Source organism: Streptomyces sp. NPDC031064 (genome assembly GCF_055570965.1).
In genome coordinates this window covers 711,875-734,158 of sequence record NZ_JBVIGF010000004.1, presented here as the reverse complement: position 1 = coordinate 734,158, position 22,284 = coordinate 711,875, and the positions used below count along the sequence as shown (strand labels likewise).

Below are 22,284 nucleotides of genomic sequence, written 5' to 3'. Positions count from 1 at the left end.
GTACGCTTCGGCTCCAAGATCTGGACAAGCCGTCCGGATGGCGGGACGGCAGGCTCAGCTTTCGGTCACGCCTCGGTGAGGTACCGCTGGAGGGTCGGCGCAACCATGGCGACGATGTCCTCGGGGCGCGCGGACGCCATCGGCTCCACCTGGATGACGTAGCGCAGGATCGCGATGCCGATCATGTGGGAGGCCGCCAGCTCCGCCCGGAACTTCGGGTCCGGTACGTCGAGGTCGTCGGCCACCCGCTCCAGCACCCGCCGCAGCACGAACCCGCGCAGCACCTTCGCCGCCGCGTCGTGGGTGAGCGCGGAACGGATGACGGCGAGCAGCGGCGTCCGGGTCACCGGGTTCTCCCAGACGCCGATGAAGTAGCGGGCGAGCCGCTCGCCGATGCCCTCGGTGGACTCGCCGATGATCGCCGGGATGAGCAGCGCCGGCTCGAAGGACAGCTCGATGGCCGCGGCGAAGACCTCGTCCTTGGTACCGAAGTAGTGGTGCACGAGGGCCGGGTCCACACCGGCCGCCTTGGCGATGCCACGTACGGAGGTCTTGTCGTAGCCGCGCTCGGCGAACTCGGCCCGGGCGGCCTGAAGGATGCGCGTCCGCGCGTCGGGGCCGCCGACGGCCTCGACCTTGGGCGGCCGGCCGCGCCCCCTGCGTACGCCGGTCATCGGAGCCCCGCTCCCCCGGTGGAGGGCTTCACCGGACGGCCCCCGGTGGAGCGCCTCACCGGACCCGGGCCGAGGAGGCCAGGTGCAGGCGCGTGAAGGCGAGCGCCTCCGCCAGGTCGGCCTCGCGTTCGGCGGCCGACATGGCGCGCCTGGTGTTGACCTCGATGACGACGTGGCCGTCGAAGCCGGAGCGCGCCAGGTGCTCCAGCAGCTCGGCGCACGGCTGTGTGCCGCGCCCGGGCACCAGGTGCTCGTCCTTGGCGGAGCCGCGCCCGTCGGCGAGGTGGACGTGGCCGAGCCGGTCGCCCATCCGGCCCACCATGTCCAGGGCGTCGATCCGGGCGGTCGCCGTGTGCGAGAGGTCGATCGTGTAGTGGCGGTAGTCGTCCTTGCTGACGTCCCACTCGGGCGCGTACGCGAGCATCTCGCGGTCGCGGTAGCGCCACGGGTACATGTTCTCGACGGCGAAGCGCACGTCCGTCTCGTTCGCCATCCGCCAGATGCCGTCGATGAAGTCCCGGGCGTACTGGCGCTGCCAGCGGAACGGCGGGTGGACGACGACGGTCGAGGCGCCGAGCTTCTCCGCCGCCGCCTGGGCGCGCTGGAGCTTCACCCACGGGTCGGTCGACCAGACGCGCTGGGTGATCAGCAGGCAGGGCGCGTGGACGGCGAGGACCGGGACCTGGTGGTAGTCGGAGAGGCGGCGCAGCGCCTCGATGTCCTGGCTGACGGGGTCGGTCCACACCATGACCTCGACGCCGTCGTAGCCCAGGCGGGCGGCGATCTCGAAGGCCGTCGCCGTCGACTCCGGATAGACCGAGGCCGTCGACAGTGCGACCTTCGCATCCGGGATGCGCACCACTGATTCCGACGTTTCAGCCACGAGGGACAGACTACGGGCACCCGCTAGGCGGTCGGGAGGTGATCCAGCCGACGGAGGATGACTCCTTCGCGCAGGGCCCATGGGCAGATCTCCAGTTCCTCGACGCCGAACAGGTCCATCGCGCCCTCCGCCACCAGCGCTCCGGCCAGCAGTTGCGGCGCCCTGCCCTCGGAGACCCCGGGAAGGGTGCAGCGCTGCTCGGCGGTCATGGCGGCGAGCTTGGGGACCCACTCCTCCAGTGACGTACGACTCAGAATCCGCTCCACGTACAGACCCTCGCCCGAACCGGGCGCGCCGGCTATCCGGGCGAGCTGCTTGAACGTCTTGGACGTGGCGACGACGTGGTCCGGCTTGCCGAAACGGGCGAACTCGCCGACCGTGCGGGCGATCTCCGCCCGTACGTGGCGGCGCAGCGCCTTCACGTCGGCGGCATCCGGCGGGTCGCCGGGCAGCCAGCCGGCGGTGAGCCGCCCGGCGCCCAGCGGGAGGGACACGGCCGCGTCGGGCTCCTCGTCGATCCCGTACGCGATCTCCAGCGAGCCGCCGCCGATGTCCAGGAGCAGCAGCTTCCCGGCGGACCAGCCGAACCAGCGGCGGGCGGCGAGGAAGGTGAGACGGGCCTCCTCCTCGCCGGTGAGGACCTGGAGGTCGACGCCGGTCTCGTCCCTGACCCGCTTCAGTACGGCGTCGGCGTTGGCCGCGTCGCGGATGGCCGAGGTGGCGAAGGGGAGGACCTCCTCGCAGCCCTTGTCCTCGGCGGTGCGCAGCGCGTCATGGGTGATCGTGATGAGCCGTTCGATGCCGTGGTCGGCGATGGAGCCGTCCGCGTCGAGCAGCTCGGCGAGCCGCAGCTCCGCCTTGTGGGAGTGGGCGGGCAGCGGCCGGGCGCCGGGGTGGGCGTCCATCACCAGCAGGTGCACTGTGTTCGAACCGACGTCGAGGACTCCGAGTCTCATGCCCTGAACGCTACTGCGCCTGGCGCATACGCTTGGTGTGTGCCAAAGACGAAGAAGGCGAAGCCCGCCAAGAAGCACGAGAAGTCCCCCGTCCTGCCCGTAACGGGCGTTTCCGATGAAAAGGGCCTGGACTTTCCCCGTGCGTGGGTGGAGTTCCCGGACCCGGCCGATGACGAGCAGGTCTTCCGCTGCGACCTGACGTGGCTGACGTCACGCTGGACGTGTGTCTTCGGCAGCGGCTGCCAGGGCATCCAGGCGGGGCGTGCGGACGACGGCTGCTGCACGCTGGGCGCGCACTTCTCCGACGAGGACGACGAGCAGCGGGTCGCCTCGCACGTGGCACGGCTGACGCCGGAGCTGTGGCAGTTCCACGACGAGGGCACGTCCGCGGGCGGCTGGACGCAGCTCGACGAGGACGGCGAGCGGCAGACGCGCCGCTGGGAGGGCTCCTGCATCTTCCAGAACCGCCCGGGGTTCAAGGGCGGGGCGGGCTGCGCGCTGCACATCCTGGCGCTGCGGGAGGGCCGCGAGCCGCTGGAGACGAAGCCGGACGTCTGCTGGCAGCTCCCGGTGCGGCGTACGTACGACTGGATCGACCGTCCCGACGACACGCGGGTGCTCCAGATCTCGATCGGCGAGTACGACCGGCGCGGCTGGGGGCCCGGCGGCCATGACCTGCACTGGTGGTGTACGTCGGCGACCTCGGCGCACGGGGCGGGGGAGCCGGTGTACGTGACGTACCGCCCGGAGCTGACGGAGCTGATGGGCAAGGCGGCGTACGACGTGCTGGTGGAGCTGTGCGAGGCCCGCCTGGCGTCGCACCTGCCGCTGGTGGCCCCGCATCCGGCGGACCCGGTGTCCCCGGTGTCCCCGGTGTCCCCGGTGTCCCCGGTGGACTGACGCCGGTCAGCTCGCCGGTGCGTCCGTGGACGGGCTCGCGGTGGGCGCGGGCGTGTCCGAGGGCGTCGGGTCCGGCGAGGGCGGCGGGGTCGACGGGGGCGTGGACTGGGGCGGCGTCGGGGGCGGCGTCGGCGTCGGGTCCTGGGACGGCGGCGGGGTCGTCGCCGGTGTGCTCGGGGTGGGCCGCGGGCCCTGGCCCGGCCGGGACGGCGGGCGGGACGCGCCACGGCCGTCGATCTCCACGACCGCGCCCGCCGGGTCGACGCCCACGCGGGCGGTCCAGGGGCCTGCCGGTTCGCGGGCACGGTCGACGGAGACGTACACGGTGACCGACTGGCCGGGGGCGAGCGTGCCGGAGGCGCGGCTGGCGTAGAGCCACGGGGCGTCCGTCCACAGGGACCAGGTCACGGGTGAGCCGCCCGACGCGGTGAGCGTGAGCATCGTCGTGTCGCCGCCGGACGGCTGCGCGGTGACCGTGACGCGGCCCGGGGAGGGGCGGCCGGGTGCGGACGGCGGTGGGGGCGTACCCGCGCTGAGGACCTCGACGGAGACGTGCGACGAGCCGGGGGCGGCGGAGCGGCTCGGGTCGTTACGGGCGTTGCCCGCGTTCTCGTAGTGCTCCGGCCGGTCGCCGGACCCGTCCGCCCGCGCGGCCCGGTCGTCGGCCTCCGCCGCGCTGATCGGGGCACCGTCGTGCCCCTCCCCCGTCACCGGAGCCCCCCGGTAGGCCGCCCACAGGGCGAGCACCGGCGCGGCGACCACGGTGGCCACGACGGTCGTCGTCAGGGCCCGCGCCCGCATCCGGTCCCGGCGGGCCGCGTGGTCCTTGGGGTCCAGGGGGAAGCCGTCGCGGCCGAACCGCGGCCCGCCCGCCCGCGCGCGCGGGACGTGCAGCATCGCGACGTACGCCGCCGCCCTCGGCGCCTCGACGAGCGGCAACTGCGCGGGGGTCACCGACGAGCCGGGCCAGGGGCCGCCGGCCTCGGCACGCTCGGCGGCGCGGCGGCAGCGGGGGCAGTCGTCGACGTGCCGGACCAGCTCGCGGCGCAGGGCCGCGGAGAGCAGGACCTGGTTGTCACCGGTGAGCCGGGCGACGGCCGGGCACGTGCCGGTCTCGACGACCGCCAGCGCGGCGCGGGTGCGCTCCACCTCGCAGGCGGCGGCGGACAGCAGTTCGCGGGCCGCGAGGGCCTCCATGCCGAGAACGGCGGCGACCTGGGGGGCGGCGAGCTGGTGCCGTACGGCCAGCTCCAGCGCCTCGCGCTGCTCGGGCGTGGTGCCGGCGGCCTCGGGCCAGGCGAGCAGGGACAGTTCGCGGCGGCGCCGCTCGGCGGTCTCGGGCGGAACGTGCGGGACGCCTTCCGAGGCGGCGGAGGTGGGCGCGGCGGCGGGGCGGCCGGCGTGCGCCCCTTGGCCGTGCCGCTGCCCGCTGCGCCGGCGCCGCTGCTCGCCGAGCTCGCGCAGGCAGGCCCAGCGGGCGAGAGCGTACAGCCAGGCCCGCCGCTCGGGGTCGGCGCCGGGACACCGCCCGAACTGCCGCTCGGAGATGGCCAGTACGTCGCCCAGCACCGTGGTGGCCACGTCGTGGTCGCACAGCACGGACAGGCAGTACGTGAACAGCCCGTCCAGATACGGCTCGTACCGCGCCGGTGGGCGCTGGGCCAGGGTGCGGGGCCCGGTCCGGGGCGCGCGGCGCCGCGCCCGGTGTGCGCCGGTGGTGTGCGTGGGGGGCTCCAGCCTGCTGCTCGTCACCCGGCGACCGTAGGCAGTGGAAGGCACACCCTTCGCACCCCTTCCGCACTTTTAATCCTTACGGGTGAACGTATCCCTCAAAAGGGGACAGGAAGCGCAGATTCTACGCCGGTCACCCACCCGCGTCCCTGCGGTCCCGGCCGCCCCGGGAGCCCCGCGCGGACGGCGTTGTCAGTGGGGCCCGCTACGGTCTTCGGCATGGCTGCCCGTACGAAATCCGCCAAGGACAGGCCCTCCTACCGCTGCACGGAATGCGGCTGGACGACCGCCAAATGGCTCGGCCGCTGCCCCGAGTGCCAGGCGTGGGGGACGGTGGAGGAGTACGGCGCGCCCGCCGTCCGTACCACTGCCGCGGGGCGCGTCTCCACCGCCGCCCTGCCGATCGGTCAAGTCGACGGCCGGCAGGCCACCGCGCGGACGACCGGGGTGGACGAGCTGGACCGCGTCCTGGGCGGCGGGCTGGTACCGGGCGCGGTCGTCCTCCTCGCGGGCGAGCCCGGCGTCGGCAAGTCCACCCTGCTGCTCGACGTCGCGGCCAAGGCGGCGAGCGACGACCACCGCACGCTGTACGTCACGGGCGAGGAGTCCGCGAGCCAGGTCCGGCTGCGCGCCGACCGGATCGGCGCGCTCAACGACCACCTGTACCTGGCGGCCGAGACGGACCTGTCCGCCGTCCTGGGCCACCTGGACGCGGTCAAGCCCTCGCTCCTCGTCCTCGACTCCGTGCAGACCGTCGCCTCCCCCGAGATCGACGGCGCGCCGGGCGGCATGGCACAGGTCCGCGAGGTCGCCGGCGCGCTGATCCGCGCCTCCAAGGAGCGCGGCATGTCCACGCTGCTGGTGGGCCACGTCACCAAGGACGGCGCGATCGCCGGGCCCCGCCTGCTGGAGCACCTCGTGGACGTCGTCCTCCACTTCGAGGGCGACCGGCACGCGCGGCTGCGCCTGGTGCGGGGCGTGAAGAACCGGTACGGGGCGACGGACGAGGTGGGCTGCTTCGAGCTGCACGACGAGGGCATCACGGGCCTGGCCGACCCGTCGGGCCTCTTCCTCACCCGCCGCGCCGAGGCCGTGCCGGGCACCTGCCTGACGGTCACCCTCGAAGGCCGCCGTCCGCTGGTCGCCGAGGTCCAGGCGCTCACGGTCGACTCGCAGATCCCCTCGCCCCGCCGCACCACCTCCGGTCTGGAGACGTCCCGCGTCTCGATGATGCTGGCGGTCCTGGAGCAGCGCGGCCGGATCACCGCCCTCGGCAAGCGGGACATCTACTCGGCGACGGTCGGCGGGGTGAAGCTCTCCGAACCGGCCGCCGACCTGGCCGTCGCGCTCGCCCTGGCCTCGGCGGCCAGCGACACCCCGCTGCCGAAGAACCTGGTCGCCATCGGCGAGGTCGGCCTCGCGGGCGAGGTACGGCGCGTCACGGGCGTCCAGCGCCGCCTCGCCGAGGCCCACCGGCTGGGCTTCACCCACGCCCTGGTCCCGGCCGACCCGGGCAGGGTCCCGGCGGGCATGACGGTCACGGAGGTCGCCGACATGGGCGACGCGCTGCGGGTGCTGCCGCGCGGGAGGAGGCCCTCCAAGGCTGACGCCCCGGGGCCCGTCGGCTGAGGCCCGTGGGCCCGGTCGGGGCCCCTCCGGGCTCACCTCCTCGCCGTCGTCGATGAAACGCGCCCGCACCCGGCGTACCACCTGGGGGGTGGCCGTGCAGGGTCGCCCCCCGCAGAGGTTGGCGGCGAAGCTCGGGCTCCCTATTACTGGCGCCCAAGGCCGCCGGCCTCGAGGAGGTGAGCCCGGAGGGGCCGCGCCCCGCCACCCACCGGGCACCGCCGCGGTGCACACCGGAAGGGGCGCCACCCTGGTCCGTTGTGCCCACCCGTTCCGCGGGAGAGCACCGTGGACGGGCCGGGAGGCCCGACGGGCGCGGGCGGGGTCGCTAGACTTTGCCCAGGTCTCGCCCATCCGTACGAGCCGGAGGAGTGCAGTGGCAGCCAAGGACGGGGCAGCAGCTCCCGGAAAGTCCGGCGCGGGCTCCGGCAACGAGGCGCTCATGCGCGCCTCGCTCAGCGCCGTCGCCCCGGGTACGTCGCTGCGCGACGGACTGGAGCGCATCCTCCGCGGGAACACCGGTGGACTCATCGTCCTCGGCATGGACAAGACCGTCGAGTCGATGTGCACCGGCGGGTTCGTGCTGGACGTGGAGTTCACCGCGACCCGGCTGCGCGAGCTGTGCAAGCTCGACGGCGCGCTCATCCTCGACAAGGACATCACCAAGATCCTCCGGGCCGGCGTCCAGCTCGTCCCGGACGCCTCCATCCCCACCGAGGAGACCGGCACCCGGCACCGCACCGCGGACCGGGTGAGCAAGCAGTGCGGCTTCCCCGTGGTCTCCGTGTCGCAGTCGATGCGGCTGATCGCCCTGTACGTGGACGGTGAGCGCCGGGTCCTGGAGGAGTCGGCGGCCATCCTGTCGCGGGCGAACCAGGCCCTGGCCACCCTGGAGCGGTACAAGCTCCGCCTCGACGAGGTCGCCGGCACCCTGTCGGCGCTGGAGATCGAGGACCTGGTGACCGTCCGGGACGTCACCGCTGTCGCCCAGCGCCTGGAGATGGTGCGCCGGATCGCCACCGAGATCGCCGAGTACGTGGTGGAGCTCGGCACCGACGGGCGACTGCTCGCCCTCCAGCTCGACGAGCTGATCGCGGGCGTCGAGCCCGAACGGGAGCTCGTGGTGCGCGACTACGTACCGGAGCCCACCGCCAAGCGGTCCCGCACGGTCGCCGAGGCGCTCACCGAGCTGGACGCCCTCAGCCACGCCGAGCTGCTCGAACTGCCCATCGTGGCCCGCGCCCTGGGCTACAGCGGCTCGCCCGAGACGCTCGACTCGGCGGTCTCGCCGCGCGGCTACCGGCTGCTGGCCAAGGTGCCGCGGCTGCCCGGCGCGATCATCGAGCGGCTCGTGGAGCACTTCGGCGGCCTGCAGAAGCTGCTCGCCGCGAGCGTGGACGACCTCCAGACCGTCGACGGGGTCGGCGAGGCGCGGGCCCGCAGCGTGCGCGAGGGCCTGTCGCGGCTCGCCGAGTCGTCGATCCTGGAGCGGTACGTCTGACCCCGGGGCGGTACGTCCGACCCTGGAGCGGTACGGCCGGCGGTATGCCCGACCGGCGGGCCGTCAGTCCTTGGTGAGCGTGAACGACGCCGGCATCACCTTCGCGCCCGGCACGGTCGCCTCGACCAGGTAGGTGCCCGGCCCGGCGGCCGGCGCGGACGGGGTCGCGCAGCGCGGTGCGCTCGGGCGGCGGTCCCACTCCACGGTGTGCGTGACGCTCCCGCCCGCCGGGACGCGCAGCAGCAGGGTGCCGGAGCCGCGCGGGCAGTCCTTCGACGACCAGACCTGGTCGGCCTCGTTGTTCTTGATGGTCAGCACGGCGGTCCTGGGACCGAGGTCGGCCTTGCAGGTGGCCGTGGAGGTGTTGCGGGCCACGAGCTGGAAGCGGGGCTTCTCACCGGGCACGTAGCTCACCTTGGTGCTGCGCAGCGTCAACTGGAGTGAGCCGGGGGCGCAGTCGGGGAGCGGGGAGTTCGCCGGGACCTGCTGGCCGGAGGTCGCACCGCCGGAGCCCGTGCCGCCGCCGGAGCCCGTGCCCGTGCCGGTTCCCGCTCCGGCGTCGGTGCCCGAGCCGGCGTCGCCGCCGGTACCGGAGTCCGCGCCGCCCGGCGCCGCCGTGTCGCCGTTCTTCCCGCCGTCGTCGCCCTCACCGGGCGCCGACTCGTCGCGGCCGCCCGGCTGTTCGCTGATCGCCGGTCCCGGCCGGGAGGGACCCGGCGTGATGGAGGTCGCGGGAGCGGCCCCGTTGGAGCTGTCGCTGCCCTTCTGCCCGTTGTCGTCACCGGAACTGACGAACCATACGATCAGCAGCGCGAGGAGCACGACCAGACTCGCCGCGACTGCCCTCCGTCGCCAGTAGATGGAGGAGGGAAGCGGCCCGACCGGATTGCGCAGAGATCCCACGGCGCAAACTGTACGAGAGATCGGCACCAACTCCCGCCCCACCCGCCGCCTGTGCACCAAGTTTTGCCGATGATCACACTCGAACACCCCGGCTCCCGGTCGGGCGCGCTCCCGGCGCCAGGTACCGTCCGTAACCATGAGCCAGGACCTCTATCGCGACATCACCGACCTCGCCCACGACACCCCGGGCTGGTTGCAGCTCGTCGCCGAGCTGTGGACGGAGGCCGGCCTGCTGCTGTTCGGCGCGCTGTTCATCGCCGGCTGGTGGCGGGCGCGCCCCGCCGACTCCCGGGCCATGGCGCTGGCCGTTCTCGCGCCGCTGGGCACCGCGTTCGGGTACGTGGTCAGCGAGTTGCTGAAGTCGGTGGTGGACGAGGAGCGTCCGTGCCGCGCGGTGGCCGGGGCCGCCGCCTCGATCGTTGAGTGCCCGCCGCACGGCGACTGGTCGTTCCCGAGCAACCACTCCGCCATCGCGGGTGCCGCCGCGGTCGCCCTCGCCCTGGCGTGGCGCGGGATCGTCTGGCTGACGGTGCCGATGGCGCTGCTCATGGCGTTCTCACGGGTGTTCGTCGGGGTGCACTACCCGCACGACGTGGCGGCCGGCCTGGTGCTGGGCGCGCTGGCCGCGGTGCTGTTCGTCAAGCTGCTGACCGGGCCGGCCAGGGCACTGGCCGACACGATGCGGATGAGCCGGTCGGCCGCGGCCGCGTGGCTGGCCGGGCCCGGGCCGGCCGTTCCCGACCACGCCGTGTCCCGGCGGCGCCGGGAGCCGATGCACCGTCGCGGGTGAGGAACGTGCCAGGATCGGACGTGCCATGACTGCGATCCCCTCCTCCCCCGAAACCAGGCCCGGCTCCGGGCCCGCCGCCGTGGAGCTGCACGCGCCGGTGCTCGCCTGGTTCGAGCAGAACGCCCGCGACCTCCCCTGGCGCCGCCCCGAGGCCGGTGCCTGGGGGGTGATGGTCAGCGAGTTCATGCTCCAGCAGACCCCGGTCAACCGGGTCCTCCCGGTGTACGAGCAGTGGCTGGCCCGCTGGCCCCGCCCCGCCGACCTGGCCGCCGAGGCCCCCGGTGAGGCCGTGCGCGCCTGGGGCCGGCTCGGCTACCCGCGCCGTGCGCTGCGGCTGCACGGCGCGGCGGTCGCGATAACGGAACGGCACGGCGGCGACGTACCGAGCGATCACGCGCAGTTGCTCGCCCTGCCCGGCATCGGCGAGTACACGGCCGCGGCGGTGGCGTCGTTCGCGTACGGGCAGCGCCACGCCGTGCTGGACACCAACGTGCGGCGGGTGTTCGCCCGGTCGGTGACGGGTGTGCAGTACCCGCCGAACGCCACCACCGCGGCCGAGCGGCAACTGGCGCGGGCGCTGCTGCCGGACGACGAGCGCACCGCGGCCCGCTGGGCGGCGGCCTCCATGGAGCTGGGCGCGCTGGTGTGCACGGCCCGCAACGAGGACTGCGCCCGGTGCCCGATCGCCGCGCGGTGCGCGTGGCGGCTGGCGGGCAAGCCGGCCCACGACGGCCCGGCCCGGCGGGGCCAGACGTACGCGGGTACGGACCGCCAGGTGCGCGGCAAGCTCCTCGCCGTGCTCCGCGAGGCGGTGGCCCCGGTGGGCCAGGCCGCGCTGGACGCGGTCTGGCACGACCCGGTGCAGCGCGCCCGCGCCCTGGACGGCCTGGTCGCGGACGGTCTGGTCGAGCCCCTGGACGGCGGGCGGTACCGGCTCCCGGCCGGGTGAGGCGTACGGAGCCGGGCCCGCCCCCGGCTTCGTAACACCATCGCTGTTACACAACCGATGGCCAGCCGTGCGTCCTCCGAGGGCCTGCGCGGACAGCCCCGTGACAAGAGCTCCGTAGCGTCTCCGGACGTAAGCAGCACACGGGGTTTCACGGGGATCGGAGGCGGTTCGGGATGTCGCACGGCGAGGTGCTCGAATTCGAGGAGTACGTACGCACACGGCAGGACGCCCTGCTGCGCAGCGCCCGACGTCTCGTCCCCGACCCGGTGGACGCGCAGGACCTGCTCCAGACGGCGCTGGCCCGTACGTACGGCCGCTGGGACGGCATAGCCGACAAGAACCTCGCCGACGCCTACCTCCGCCGGGTGATGATCAATACGCGTACGGAGTGGTGGCGCGCCCGCAAGCTGGAGGAGGTGCCCACCGAGCAGCTCCCGGACGCGTCCGTCGACGACGCCACCGAGCAGCACGCCGACCGGGCCCTGCTGATGGACATCCTGAAGGTGCTGGCGCCCAAGCAGCGCAGCGTCGTCGTGCTGCGCCACTGGGAGCAGATGAGCACCGAGGAGACGGCCGCCGCGCTCGGCATGTCGACCGGTACGGTGAAGTCCACGCTTCACCGGGCACTCGCCCGTCTCCGGCAGGAGCTGGAGAGCCGGGACATCGACGCCCGCGCCCTGGAGCGTACGGAACGCAGTGACGAGCGGGGGCGGGAGCGGTGCGCGGCCTGAGCGCCAGAGAGCACACGAGCGGCACAAGCGGCACGGGCAGGATCCGGGCGGCGGGCACCACGGCGATGGCCGTGGCCGCCGCCATCGGCCTGCTCACGGCCGGTTGTTCCACCGGCGGCACGGGTACGCGCGACGAGGGTGCCGCACGGACCGACCAGGGCACGCCGTCGAGCGCGCCGGCCCCTTCGTCGCCCGCGTCGTCGCCGTTGAAGAAGGTGAACGCGGTCGGGCTGATCATGAACGACCCGAAGGTCAGCGACCGGGTCAAGGACGACCTCAAGCCGTGCGTGGCGGACGCCTACCCGGTGGACACCTCGTACGGGACGCTGACCGACTCCGGTAGCCCGGACGTCGTGGTGAACGTGCTGACGTGCGGTGACGCCGTGGGCGTCGGGACGTACGTGTACCGCCTCGGCGACCCGAAGGACGACGCCAAGGGCACGGCGTACGAGAATGTGTTCTCCCTGGAGGAGCCGGCCGTCTACTCGACGATCGACCGCGGCGACCTGGTCGTCACCAAGCAGGTGTACGCGGAGGACGACCCGGTGTCGTACCCCTCCGGCGAGGACGTGATCACCTACCGGTGGACGGGCAACAAGTTCACCGAGCACGACCGGGTACACAACGAGTACAGCAAGACGGTCGGGGACGGCGGCATCGACGACCCCGGCGAGCAGCCCGCGCCCAGCAAGAACTGAGCAGACCTGAGAGAGCACGGAGAGAAGACGTCGATGGCCGAGACCCATGTCCTGTTCGTGGAGGACGACGACGTCATCCGTGAGGCCACGCAGCTCGCCCTGGAGCGGGACGGCTTCGCGGTGACGGCCATGCCGGACGGGCTGTCCGGTCTGGAGTCCTTCCGGCAGCGGCAGCCGGACATCGCGCTGCTGGACGTGATGCTGCCGGGCATGGACGGCGTGAGCCTGTGCCGGCGCATCCGTGACGAGTCGACCGTGCCGGTGATCATGCTGTCGGCCCGGGCCGACTCGATCGACGTGGTGCTCGGCCTGGAGGCCGGTGCCGACGACTACGTCACCAAGCCCTTCGACGGCGCCGTGCTGGTCGCGCGCATCCGCGCCGTGCTGCGCCGCTTCGGGCACGCGGGCGGCCCCGGGGGCGGCGCCGGCGACGCGGACCGGGCCGGGCAGGCCCAGGGCGGCGTACTGGTCTTCGGTGACCTGGAGGTCGACACCGACGGCATGGAGGTCCGCAAGGGCGGTGCCCCGGTGGCGCTGACCCCGACGGAGATGCGGCTGCTGCTGGAGTTCTCCTCCGCGCCGGGCACCGTCCTGTCGCGCGACCAACTGCTGGAGCGGGTCTGGGACTACGGCTGGGGCGGTGACACCCGGGTCGTGGACGTCCATGTGCAGCGGCTGCGCACCAAGATCGGCCAGGACCGGATCGAGACGGTCCGCGGCTTCGGCTACAAGCTCAAGGCATGAAGCCGCCCGCATTGCGCACCGGCGTCAGATGGAAGATCTCGATCGCCATCGCCGCCGTGGGCGCCCTGGTCGCGGTCGCGCTCAGCCTCGTCGTCCACAACGCCGCCCGCGTCTCGATGCTCGGCAACGCGCGTGACGTGCAGATGGAGCGGCTGCTGTTCGCCCAGCGGATGTACGAGTCGGCGAAGCCGAAGGGCGACCCCAAGTTCGGGGCGAAGCTCAACGACCCGGCGCTGCCGCCGCAGCTCGACGAGCTGATGCGGGAGCGGCGGCGCGGGACGTACGTGCAGGAGCACGAGGACGGCCCGCCGGACGTGTGGGCCGCCGTGCCGCTGGGCAATGGGGACGTGCTGTCGCTGCACAGCCAGTTCGCCAGCCGCAGCACGACGATCATGAAGGACCTGGACGAGGCGCTGATCGTCGGCTCGGTCTCGGTGGTCTTCGGCGGCTGTGCGCTGGGCGTGCTGATCGGAGGCCAACTGTCGCGGCGGCTGCGCAAGGCCGCCACCGCTGCCGGGAAGGTCGCCCAGGGCAATACGGAGGTACGGGTCCGGGACGCGATCGGCGGTGTCGTACGCGACGAGACGGACGAGCTCGCGCGGGCGGTGGACGCCCTGACGGACGCGCTGAACGAGCGGATCGAGGCCGAACGGCGGGTCACCGCGGACATCGCGCACGAGCTGCGCACGCCCGTGACCGGGCTGCTCACCGCCGCCGAGCTGCTGCCGCCCGGGCGGCCGACCGAGCTGGTGCGGGACCGGGCGCAGGCGATGCGCACACTGGTCGAGGACGTGCTGGAGGTGGCCCGGCTGGACAGTGCCTCGGAGCGGGCCGAGCTCCAGGAGATCGCGCTCGGGGAGTTCGTCGAGCGGCGGGTCGTCGCCCTGTACCCGGACGCCGTGGTGCGGGTGGTGCACGAGTCGTGGGTGAACACCGATCCGCGCCGGCTTGAGCGCATCCTGGGCAACCTGCTGGCCAACGCCGCCAAGCACGGCAAGGGACCGGGTCCGGTCGAGGTCACGGTCGAGGGCCGGGTGGTGCGGGTGCGCGATCATGGGCCGGGCTTCCCGGAGGCCCTGCTGCGGGAGGGCCCGAGCCGGTTCCGCACGGGCGCCAGCGACCGCGCCGGACACGGCCACGGCCTGGGCCTGACCATCGCGGCGGGCCAGGCCCGGGTGCTGGGCGCACGGCTCACCTTCCGCAACGCGGCGCCCACGGGCACCGCCACGGAGTCGGGCGGCGCGATCGCGGTGCTGTGGCTCCCGGAGCACGCCCCCACGACGACGGGCAGCTTCCCGATACTTCAGTTCCCCGACACGCCCTGACGGCCGTGGGCCCTTTCGTCAGGGCCCACGGCCGTCAGCGGGTGCGGGCGTGCCCGCGCGGGTTCAGGCCGCCGTGTCGGCGAGCCGCTCGTCCTTCCGGGCGGCCTCCAAAGGCGCGCCCTCGGGGCCGGCGCCCTTCAGCGGGACCTCCTTGACGAAGAACGCCGCCGCGAAGCCGATCACCGCGACCGCCGCGCCCACCAGGAACGCGAGGTGCGTACCGGACGAGACCGCGAACTGGTACGCCTCGCGGATGTGCTCCGGAAGCCTCGCCAGGCTCGCCGCGTCGAGCTGCGCCGACTGCTGCGTGGCCGCGCCGCCGCCCCTGGCGGCCATCTCGTCCTGGACGCGGCCGGTGAACAGCGCGCCCATGATGGCGACGCCGAAGGACGCGCCGAGCGTGCGGAAGAGGGTGGTCGCCGAGGAGGCGACGCCCATGTCCTTCATCTCGACGCTGTTCTGCGCGACGAGCATGGTGATCTGCATCAGGAAGCCCATGCCGGCGCCGAGGACCGCCATGTAGACGCCCGAGGTGAACCGGGACGTCCCGGTGTCCATCTGGGCGAGCAGGAAGAGGCCGACGACCATCAGGGCGCCACCGGCGATGGGGAAGATCTTGTACTTGCCGGTGTTGGTGGTGACGCGTCCCGCGATGAGCGAGACCGCCATCATCGCCAGCAGCATCGGCAGGAGCAGCAGGCCCGAGTTGGTGGCGGACGCGCCCTGCACGGACTGCTGGTACAGCGGCAGGAAGAGCGTGGCGCCGAACATCACGAAGCCGGTGAGGAAGCCGATCACCGACATGAGGGTGAAGTTGCGGCTGCGGAAGATGTGCAGCGGCATGATCGGCTCGGGCGCGCGGGTCTCGACGAGGAGGAAGCCGGCGAGCGCGACGACTCCGATGGCGGTCAGTTCCATGATGACGGCGGAGTCCCAGGCGTACTCGGTACCGCCCCAGGTGGTGACCAGCACGATGGCGGTGATCCCGACGGTCAGCAGGGCCGCGCCGAGGTAGTCGATGCGGGGCCGGGTGTCGCGCTGCCGCTTGGGCAGGTGCAGGACGGCGGTGACCATGGCGAGCGCGACGGCGCCGAGCGGCAGGTTGATGTAGAAGGACCAGCGCCAGCCCCAGTGGTCGGTGATGGTGCCGCCGACCAGCGGTCCGCCGATCATGGCGAGCGCCATGACGCCGGCCATCATGCCCTGGTACTTGCCCCGCTCGCGCGGCGGTATCAGGTCACCGATGATCGCCATCACGCCCACCATCAGGCCGCCCGCGCCCAGGCCCTGTACGGCCCGGAAGCCGATGAGCTGGCCCATGTCCTGGGCCATGCCGCTGAGCGCCGAGCCGATCAGGAAGATGACGATCGAGGTGAGGAAGGTGCCCTTGCGGCCGTAGAGGTCGCCGAGCTTGCCCCAGATGGGGGTGGAGGCGGCGGTGGCGAGGGTGTACGCGGTGACGACCCACGACAGGTGCGCGAGGCCGCCCAGCTCGCCGACGATCGTCGGCATCGCCGTACCGATGATCATGTTGTCCAGCATGGCCAGCAGCATCGCGATCATCAGCGCGAGCAGCACGACCCGTACGCTGCGCGGCGGTTTGCCCTGGTCGGTGGCTGGTGTGTGCAAGGGCTCCGACATGATCCCCACTCCCGTTACTTACTTGCCGCCCGGCTAGTTACTAGACTGGGGACGGTAGACCCGTCACTAGCCGGGCGTCAAGTAAGTTTGTGGGAGCGGACCATGGCCAGAGGCAACACCCGTCAGCGCATCCAGGACGTGGCCCTCGAACTCTTCGCCGAGCAGGGCTACGAGAAGACGTCGCTGCGCGAGATCGCCGAGCGCCTTGAGGTCACGAAGGCGGCGCTGTACTACCACTTCAAGACCAAGGAAGACATCGTCATCAGCCTGTTCCGCGATCTGACGCGGCCGATCGACGAGCTGATCGCCTGGGCCGAGCGGCAACCGCGCACGCTGGAGACCAAGCGGGAGATGCTCCGCCGCTACCACGCGGCGCTCATCGGCGCGGCGCCGCTCTTCCGCTTCATGCAGGAGAACCAGGCGACCGTGCGCGACCTGAGCATCGGCGAGACGTTCAAGGAGCGCATGGTCACGCTGACCCGACTCGTCCAGGAGCCGGACTTCGCCATGGCCGACCGGGTGCGCTGCATCAGCGCCCTGTTCACGATGCACGCCGGGATGTTCTTCATGCAGCACGTCGACGGCGACCCCGAGGAGAAGCGTGAAGCCGTCCTCGAGGTCGCCATCGATCTGGTGACCCAGGCCCACCAGGGGCCGTCACAGGGGTCGCGGCGCTGAGCGTCAGATGACGACGCCCTCGCCGCGCAGGAACTTGGCCGGGTTGAGCGCGGAGCCGTAGTTCGGGGTCGTACGGATCTCGAAGTGCAGGTGCGGACCGGACGAGTTGCCGGTGTTGCCGGAGCGGGCGATGGTCTCGCCGGTCTTCACGGTCTCGCCGACGCCGACGTTGATCTTCGACAGGTGCGCGTACTGCGAGTACGTGCCGTTGGCGTGCTTGACCACGATGGCGTTGCCGTACGCCGGGCCGTCGCCGCCGCCGTTCGGGCCGGCCTTCACGACGACACCGGAGTGCGTGGCCTTGACCGGGGTGCCGACCGGCACGGCGAAGTCCTGGCCGGAGTGCTTGTTGGACCACATGGAGCCGCCCTGGTTGAAGCTGGCGGTCAGGGTGTAGCCACCGGTGACCGGCTTGACCCAGGACGTGGCCTTCTTGGCGGCGGCCTTCTTGGCGGCGTTGGCGGCAGCGGCCTTCTTCGCGGCGGCGGCCTTGGCGGCAGCGGCCTTCTTGGCGGCGGCGACCTTGGCGGCCTTGGCCTGCGCCGCCTGGGCGTCGGCCTGGGCGGCGACGGCAGCGGCGGTGGCCGACCCGAGAGCAGGGGCGGTCTTGCTGTCGGCGGCGACGGCGGCACCGCCTCCGAACACCATCGACGCTCCCATGCCGGCGGCGGCGAGGGCGACGACGGCGTTACGGGCGGGATGCTTGACGCGCTTCGACATGCGGGGAAGTCCTCCGGACAAGAACGGACCCGACGCGAAGGGCGCGCCGGGCGGTTGGGCTCATCCTTGGTAACCCGCCCACCCATCCCGGCTCAAACCACCCATCTACGACATCTGGTCGTAGGCCCCCCGGTGTGACGTGGACTCTTGACGTGCCGCCCCAACCCAGGGCAACAGCCCGAAATGTCCTTAGAAAGGAAGGTTTATCCCCCTAGGGCCCCCTGCCACCTGGCGCTTTCCGCCCTGCTCACCGCCCCCACCGCCGCCCCCCGCCCGCCGGAGACCCGGCCACCCCCGCGAAACCGCGCCTCCTACCCGGCCGAACGCACTATTCCACCTAGTACCGCCCAAAACGCCTGTGCGCCTTGTCACGGCCACCGGGCCGGAAGACCCCCCGTTCCGGGACGAAGGAGGCGACCCCGGCCGGTCGCGGCGCCGCGCGCCGACCCAGTCGGCGGGTGTGCGTGTCCGCCTGCCCCCGCCTCCTTCCCACCCCACCCCAGCTCCGCCATCCTCGCCCCATGAGCAGACACGTGACGCGCGTGACCGCCCTCGCCTTAGGGCTCGCCGGACTCCTCGCCGCGAGCACCCTCACGGCCGGGGCCGACCCCTCCGACACCGGACTGAAGGGCGCCATCGACACGATCCTCACCGACCCACGGCTGGACGGCGGCGCGGCGGGCGTCGTCGTCGCCGATGCCGCCACCGGCGAGACCCTCTACCAGCGGGACGGCGGCGACCGCCTCATGCCCGCCTCCAACACCAAGATCGCCACCTCCGTCGCCGCGATGGCGCTGCTCGGCCCCGAGTACCGGTTCCGCACGGAGGTGCTGGCCACCGCCCGGCCCAAGGGCGGCGTGCTGCACGGGGACCTGTACCTGCGCGGCACGGGCGACCCCACCACGCTCGCCAGGGACTACGACGCGCTGGCCGCCCGGGTCGCCGCCGCCGGCGTCCGGCGGGTGACCGGCCGGCTCGTCGCGGACGACACACGCTTCGACGCCAGCCGGCTGGGCCGCGCCTGGGCCGCCGACGACGAGTCGTCGTACTACTCGGCGCAGATCTCGCCCCTCACGGTCGCCCCGGACACCGACTACGACTCCGGCACGGTCGTCGTCGAGGCGGCCCCTGCGGCGGAGGCGGGCGCGCGCCCCCGGGTGGGCGTGACCCCCGCCACCGACTACGTACGCATCGACAACCGCGCCACCACCGTCCCCGCCGGCCGCCCCGACACCCTCACGATCGAACGCGAGCACGGTACGAACACCATCACCGTGACCGGCGAGATCCCCGTCCAGGGCTCCCCCACCAAGGAATGGGTCACCGTCTGGGAGCCCACCGGCTACGCGGCCGCCGTCTTCGCCGACGCCCTCGCCGCCCGAGGCGTACGGGTCGGGGGCGAGCCCCGGCAGGGCGAGCCGACCCCACCCACCGCGCGGGTGCTGGCCACCCACAGCTCCATGCCGCTCAAGGACCTCATGCGGCCCTTCATGAAGCTGTCGAACAACATGCACGCCGAGGCCCTCACCAAGACCATCGGGTACGAGACGTCCGGCCAGGGCACGTGGAGCGCGGGGCTCGCCGCCATCGGCACGTACCTGAAGGAGCAGGGCGTACAGACGTCCACCGTCCGGCAGGTCGACGGCTCCGGCCTGTCCCGGATGAACCTCTTCCCGGCCGGCCAGCTCACCCGCCTGCTCCTGGCCGTGCAGGACGCCCCCTGGTTCGCCGACTGGTACGCGTCGCTGCCGGTCGCCTGCGCCCCGGACCGCGCCACCGGCGGCACACTCCGCACCCGGATGTGCAACACCCCCGCCGCACTCAACACCCGCGCGAAGACCGGGACGCTCACCGGCGCTTCCGCCCTCTCCGGTTACGTCACGGACGCCGGCGGCCGACGCCTCGTCTACGGCATCGTCCTCAACAACCACCTGGCGTCCTCCGTGAAGAGCGTCGAGGACGCCATCGTCGTGACCCTGGCGAGGTCCGACACCTCCAAGGGCACGATCACCACCGTCCGGCCGGACCGGGCCCGTACCTCCGAGGCACCCGGCGAGCTGGAATGCTCCTGGACGAAACCCGTGCGCTGCTAGACAGCCCGTGTGCTGCTGGGCACGGAAAAGGAGCTGCCCCGGGCGTTCACGCCCGGGGCAGCTCCTTCAGTCAGCGGTCGTTACCGCTTACGCGTCCTTCGAGAGGTTCGGACCGGCACCGCCGGCGGCCTGCTCGATCGGGGGGACGTCCGGCAGGGCGGACTTCTCCTCGCCGCGGAAGGTGAACTTCTTCTCCTCACCCTCGCCCTCGGTGTCCACGACCACGATGTGACCGGGGCGCAGCTCGCCGAAGAGGATCTTCTCCGAGAGCACGTCCTCGATCTCGCGCTGGATCGTCCGGCGCAGCGGCCGGGCGCCCATCACCGGGTCGTAGCCGTGCTTGGCCAGGAGCTCCTTGGCGGAACCGCTGAGCTCGATGCCCATGTCGCGGTCCTTCAGGCGCTCGTCCACCTTGGCGATCATCAGGTCGACGATCTGGATGATGTCGTCCTGGCTGAGCTGGTGGAAGACGACCGTGTCGTCGACGCGGTTGAGGAACTCGGGCCGGAAGTGCTGCTTCAGCTCTTCGTTGACCTTCGCCTTCATCCGGTCGTAACCGGTCTTGACGTCGCCCTGGGCCGCGAAGCCCAGGTTGAAGCCCTTCGAGATGTCCCGGGTCCCGAGGTTGGTCGTCATGATGATGACCGTGTTCTTGAAGTCCACGACCCGGCCCTGGGAGTCGGTCAGGCGACCGTCCTCCAGGATCTGGAGAAGGGAATTGAAGATATCGGGGTGGGCCTTCTCGACCTCGTCGAAGAGGACGACGGAGAACGGCTTGCGGCGCACCTTCTCGGTGAGCTGGCCGCCCTCTTCGTAACCCACGTATCCGGGCGGGGAACCGAAGAGACGGGAAACCGTGTGCTTCTCGCTGAACTCCGACATGTCGAGCGAGATCATCGCGTCCTCGTCGCCGAAGAGGAATTCGGCGAGCGTCTTGGACAGCTCGGTCTTACCGACACCGGACGGGCCGGCGAAGATGAACGAGCCACCCGGGCGCTTCGGGTCCTTCAGGCCGGCGCGCGTACGGCGGATCGCCTGCGACAGGGCCTTGATGGCGTCCTTCTGGCCGATGACGCGCTTGTGGAGCTCGTCCTCCATGCGGAGCAGACGCGAGGACTCCTCCTCGGTCAGCTTGAAGACCGGGATGCCGGTGGCGGTCGCGAGGACCTCGGCGATCAGCTCGCCGTCGACCTCGGCGACGACGTCCATGTCGCCGGCCTTCCACTCCTTCTCCCGCTTGGCCTTCGCCGCCAGCAACTGCTTCTCCTTGTCGCGGAGAGACGCTGCCTTCTCGAAGTCCTGGGAGTCGATCGCGGACTCCTTGTCCCGGCGGACGGCCGCGATCTTCTCGTCGAACTCGCGGAGGTCCGGCGGCGCGGTCATCCGGCGGATGCGCATCCGGGAGCCGGCCTCGTCGATCAGGTCGATCGCCTTGTCCGGCAGGAAGCGGTCCGAGATGTACCGGTCGGCCAGGGTGGCGGCCTGGACCAGCGCCTCGTCCGTGATGGAGACCCGGTGGTGGGCCTCGTACCGGTCGCGCAGGCCCTTGAGGATCTCGATGGTGTGCGGCAGCGACGGCTCGGCGACCTGGATCGGCTGGAAGCGGCGCTCCAGGGCCGCGTCCTTCTCCAGGTACTTGCGGTACTCGTCGAGCGTTGTGGCACCGATGGTCTGGAGCTCACCGCGGGCCAGCATCGGCTTCAGGATGGACGCGGCGTCGATCGCGCCCTCGGCGGCGCCCGCACCCACCAGGGTGTGGAGCTCGTCGATGAACAGGATGATGTCGCCGCGGGTGCGGATCTCCTTGAGGACCTTCTTCAGGCGCTCCTCGAAGTCACCGCGGTACCGGGAGCCGGCGACGAGCGCGCCCAGGTCGAGGGTGTAGAGGTGCTTGTCCTTGAGGGTCTCGGGCACCTCGCCCTTGACGATGGCCTGCGCCAGGCCCTCGACGACCGCCGTCTTGCCGACGCCGGGCTCGCCGATGAGGACCGGGTTGTTCTTGGTACGGCGGGACAGCACCTGCATGACCCGCTCGATCTCCTTCTCGCGCCCGATGACCGGGTCGAGCTTGGACTCACGAGCGGCCTGGGTGAGGTTCCGGCCGAACTGGTCGAGGACCAGGGACGTCGAGGGGGTGCCCTCGGCAGGACCACCGGCGGTGGCGGCTTCCTTGCCCTGGTAGCCGGAGAGCAGCTGGATGACCTGCTGCCGCACCCGGTTGAGATCGGCGCCCAGCTTCACGAGGACCTGGGCGGCGACGCCCTCGCCCTCGCGGATGAGGCCGAGCAGGATGTGCTCGGTGCCGATGTAGTTGTGGCCGAGCTGAAGGGCCTCGCGGAGCGACAGCTCCAGGACCTTCTTGGCACGGGGCGTGAAGGGGATGTGCCCGGACGGGGCCTGCTGGCCCTGGCCGATGATCTCCTCCACCTGCTGGCGGACCGCCTCGAGCGAAATCCCGAGGCTCTCCAGGGCCTTAGCGGCGACACCCTCACCCTCGTGGATAAGGCCCAGGAGGATGTGCTCGGTGCCGATGTAGTTGTGGTTGAGCATCCGGGCTTCTTCCTGAGCCAGGACGACAACCCGCCGCGCGCGGTCGGTGAACCTCTCGAACATCGTTAATCGCTCCTCAGAGCGGTCAGGCAGTAAGGGGTCGGTCCCCTCCCTGTCCTTCCGCAGCTTAGTCCCGCAAGCGGGGACCGCTCATTCCAACTGCCGACACCCGTCTCTGGCCTCCTGACCCG

Annotated in this window: 19 protein-coding genes; 11 read left to right on the top strand and 8 right to left on the bottom strand. The window is 72.2% G+C overall.

Going from position 1 to position 22,284, the window contains the following annotated elements; translation table 11 throughout:
* Window positions 1-65: 65 nt before the first annotated feature.
* From ACZ46W_RS18790 to ACZ46W_RS18780, 3 genes are read right to left on the bottom strand one after another with little or no spacing between them, the layout of a single operon-like run.
* Window positions 66-674 carry a TetR/AcrR family transcriptional regulator gene (locus ACZ46W_RS18790; protein ID WP_468338727.1) on the bottom strand — a complete coding sequence of 203 codons (609 nt, stop codon included), beginning with the start codon at window positions 672-674 and terminating at the stop codon, window positions 66-68.
* A 55-nt stretch (window positions 675-729) separates the two neighbouring features.
* The gene (locus tag ACZ46W_RS18785) at window positions 730-1,536 is read right to left on the bottom strand and encodes a sugar phosphate isomerase/epimerase family protein (protein ID WP_468338813.1); all 807 of its coding nucleotides are present in this window, start codon (window positions 1,534-1,536) and stop codon (window positions 730-732) included.
* Between the two features lie 44 nt (window positions 1,537-1,580).
* Window positions 1,581-2,513: a Ppx/GppA family phosphatase gene (locus ACZ46W_RS18780; protein ID WP_468338725.1), complete on the bottom strand. Its 933-nt coding sequence runs from the start codon at window positions 2,511-2,513 to the stop codon at window positions 1,581-1,583.
* A 39-nt stretch (window positions 2,514-2,552) separates the two neighbouring features.
* On the opposite strand from ACZ46W_RS18780, the gene ACZ46W_RS18775 reads away from it, so the two are divergent.
* A complete protein-coding gene (locus ACZ46W_RS18775; protein ID WP_468338724.1) occupies window positions 2,553-3,413 on the top strand; it encodes a DUF3109 family protein in 861 nt (286 codons plus the stop codon).
* 6 nt (window positions 3,414-3,419) lie between these two features.
* On the opposite strand, the gene ACZ46W_RS18770 is transcribed toward ACZ46W_RS18775, so the two are convergent.
* Window positions 3,420-5,165 carry a BACON domain-containing protein gene (locus tag ACZ46W_RS18770; protein ID WP_468338722.1) on the bottom strand — a complete coding sequence of 582 codons (1,746 nt, stop codon included), beginning with the start codon at window positions 5,163-5,165 and terminating at the stop codon, window positions 3,420-3,422.
* Window positions 5,166-5,363: 198 nt separating this feature from the next.
* Between ACZ46W_RS18770 and radA the strand changes: the two genes are divergently transcribed.
* Together radA and disA are read left to right on the top strand one after the other, a co-directional pair.
* Window positions 5,364-6,773 carry a DNA repair protein RadA gene (radA, locus tag ACZ46W_RS18765; RefSeq protein WP_468338720.1) on the top strand — a complete coding sequence of 470 codons (1,410 nt, stop codon included), beginning with the start codon at window positions 5,364-5,366 and terminating at the stop codon, window positions 6,771-6,773.
* 373 nt (window positions 6,774-7,146) lie between these two features.
* Window positions 7,147-8,271: a DNA integrity scanning diadenylate cyclase DisA gene (gene disA / locus ACZ46W_RS18760; protein WP_366128481.1), complete on the top strand. Its 1,125-nt coding sequence runs from the start codon at window positions 7,147-7,149 to the stop codon at window positions 8,269-8,271.
* 63 nt (window positions 8,272-8,334) lie between these two features.
* Here the strand turns inward: disA and ACZ46W_RS18755 are convergent, their stop codons facing one another.
* Complete coding sequence (locus tag ACZ46W_RS18755) at window positions 8,335-9,174, bottom strand: hypothetical protein (RefSeq protein ID WP_468338717.1); 840 nt, start codon at window positions 9,172-9,174, stop codon at window positions 8,335-8,337.
* A gap of 136 nt (window positions 9,175-9,310) precedes the next feature.
* On the opposite strand from ACZ46W_RS18755, the gene ACZ46W_RS18750 reads away from it, so the two are divergent.
* The 6 genes from ACZ46W_RS18750 (at window position 9,311) to cseC (ending at window position 14,411) form a co-directional block, all read left to right on the top strand.
* Window positions 9,311-9,964 (top strand): phosphatase PAP2 family protein, encoded by a 654-nt coding sequence (locus ACZ46W_RS18750; RefSeq protein WP_468338715.1) that lies wholly within the window; start codon window positions 9,311-9,313, stop codon window positions 9,962-9,964.
* A gap of 25 nt (window positions 9,965-9,989) precedes the next feature.
* Window positions 9,990-10,913 (top strand): HhH-GPD family protein, encoded by a 924-nt coding sequence (locus ACZ46W_RS18745; RefSeq protein ID WP_468338713.1) that lies wholly within the window; start codon window positions 9,990-9,992, stop codon window positions 10,911-10,913.
* Between the two features lie 173 nt (window positions 10,914-11,086).
* Complete coding sequence (locus tag ACZ46W_RS18740) at window positions 11,087-11,644, top strand: SigE family RNA polymerase sigma factor (protein WP_468338711.1); 558 nt, start codon at window positions 11,087-11,089, stop codon at window positions 11,642-11,644.
* Window positions 11,632-12,342, top strand: coding sequence for a hypothetical protein (locus ACZ46W_RS18735; RefSeq protein WP_468338709.1), 711 nt, complete (start codon window positions 11,632-11,634; stop codon window positions 12,340-12,342). The genes ACZ46W_RS18740 and ACZ46W_RS18735 overlap by 13 nt, the downstream gene beginning before the upstream one ends.
* A gap of 33 nt (window positions 12,343-12,375) precedes the next feature.
* Window positions 12,376-13,086: a two-component system response regulator CseB gene (gene cseB / locus ACZ46W_RS18730; RefSeq protein ID WP_468338707.1), complete on the top strand. Its 711-nt coding sequence runs from the start codon at window positions 12,376-12,378 to the stop codon at window positions 13,084-13,086.
* A complete protein-coding gene (gene cseC, locus ACZ46W_RS18725) occupies window positions 13,083-14,411 on the top strand; it encodes a two-component system sensor histidine kinase CseC (protein WP_468338705.1) in 1,329 nt (442 codons plus the stop codon). The genes cseB and cseC overlap by 4 nt, the downstream gene beginning before the upstream one ends.
* 63 nt (window positions 14,412-14,474) lie before the next feature.
* Here cseC and ACZ46W_RS18720 read toward each other — a convergent pair whose 3' ends face one another.
* Window positions 14,475-16,052 (bottom strand): MDR family MFS transporter, encoded by a 1,578-nt coding sequence (locus ACZ46W_RS18720; protein ID WP_468338703.1) that lies wholly within the window; start codon window positions 16,050-16,052, stop codon window positions 14,475-14,477.
* A gap of 102 nt (window positions 16,053-16,154) precedes the next feature.
* Between ACZ46W_RS18720 and ACZ46W_RS18715 the strand changes: the two genes are divergently transcribed.
* Complete coding sequence (locus ACZ46W_RS18715; RefSeq protein ID WP_468338701.1) at window positions 16,155-16,730, top strand: TetR/AcrR family transcriptional regulator; 576 nt, start codon at window positions 16,155-16,157, stop codon at window positions 16,728-16,730.
* 3 nt (window positions 16,731-16,733) lie between these two features.
* Here ACZ46W_RS18715 and ACZ46W_RS18710 read toward each other — a convergent pair whose 3' ends face one another.
* Window positions 16,734-17,450: a M23 family metallopeptidase gene (locus ACZ46W_RS18710; protein WP_468338699.1), complete on the bottom strand. Its 717-nt coding sequence runs from the start codon at window positions 17,448-17,450 to the stop codon at window positions 16,734-16,736.
* A gap of 521 nt (window positions 17,451-17,971) precedes the next feature.
* On the opposite strand from ACZ46W_RS18710, the gene dacB reads away from it, so the two are divergent.
* Window positions 17,972-19,543 (top strand): D-alanyl-D-alanine carboxypeptidase/D-alanyl-D-alanine endopeptidase, encoded by a 1,572-nt coding sequence (dacB, locus tag ACZ46W_RS18705; protein ID WP_468338697.1) that lies wholly within the window; start codon window positions 17,972-17,974, stop codon window positions 19,541-19,543.
* Window positions 19,544-19,630: 87 nt separating this feature from the next.
* Here dacB and ACZ46W_RS18700 read toward each other — a convergent pair whose 3' ends face one another.
* Window positions 19,631-22,156 carry an ATP-dependent Clp protease ATP-binding subunit gene (locus ACZ46W_RS18700; protein ID WP_366128469.1) on the bottom strand — a complete coding sequence of 842 codons (2,526 nt, stop codon included), beginning with the start codon at window positions 22,154-22,156 and terminating at the stop codon, window positions 19,631-19,633.
* Between the last annotated feature and the right edge of the window lie 128 nt (window positions 22,157-22,284).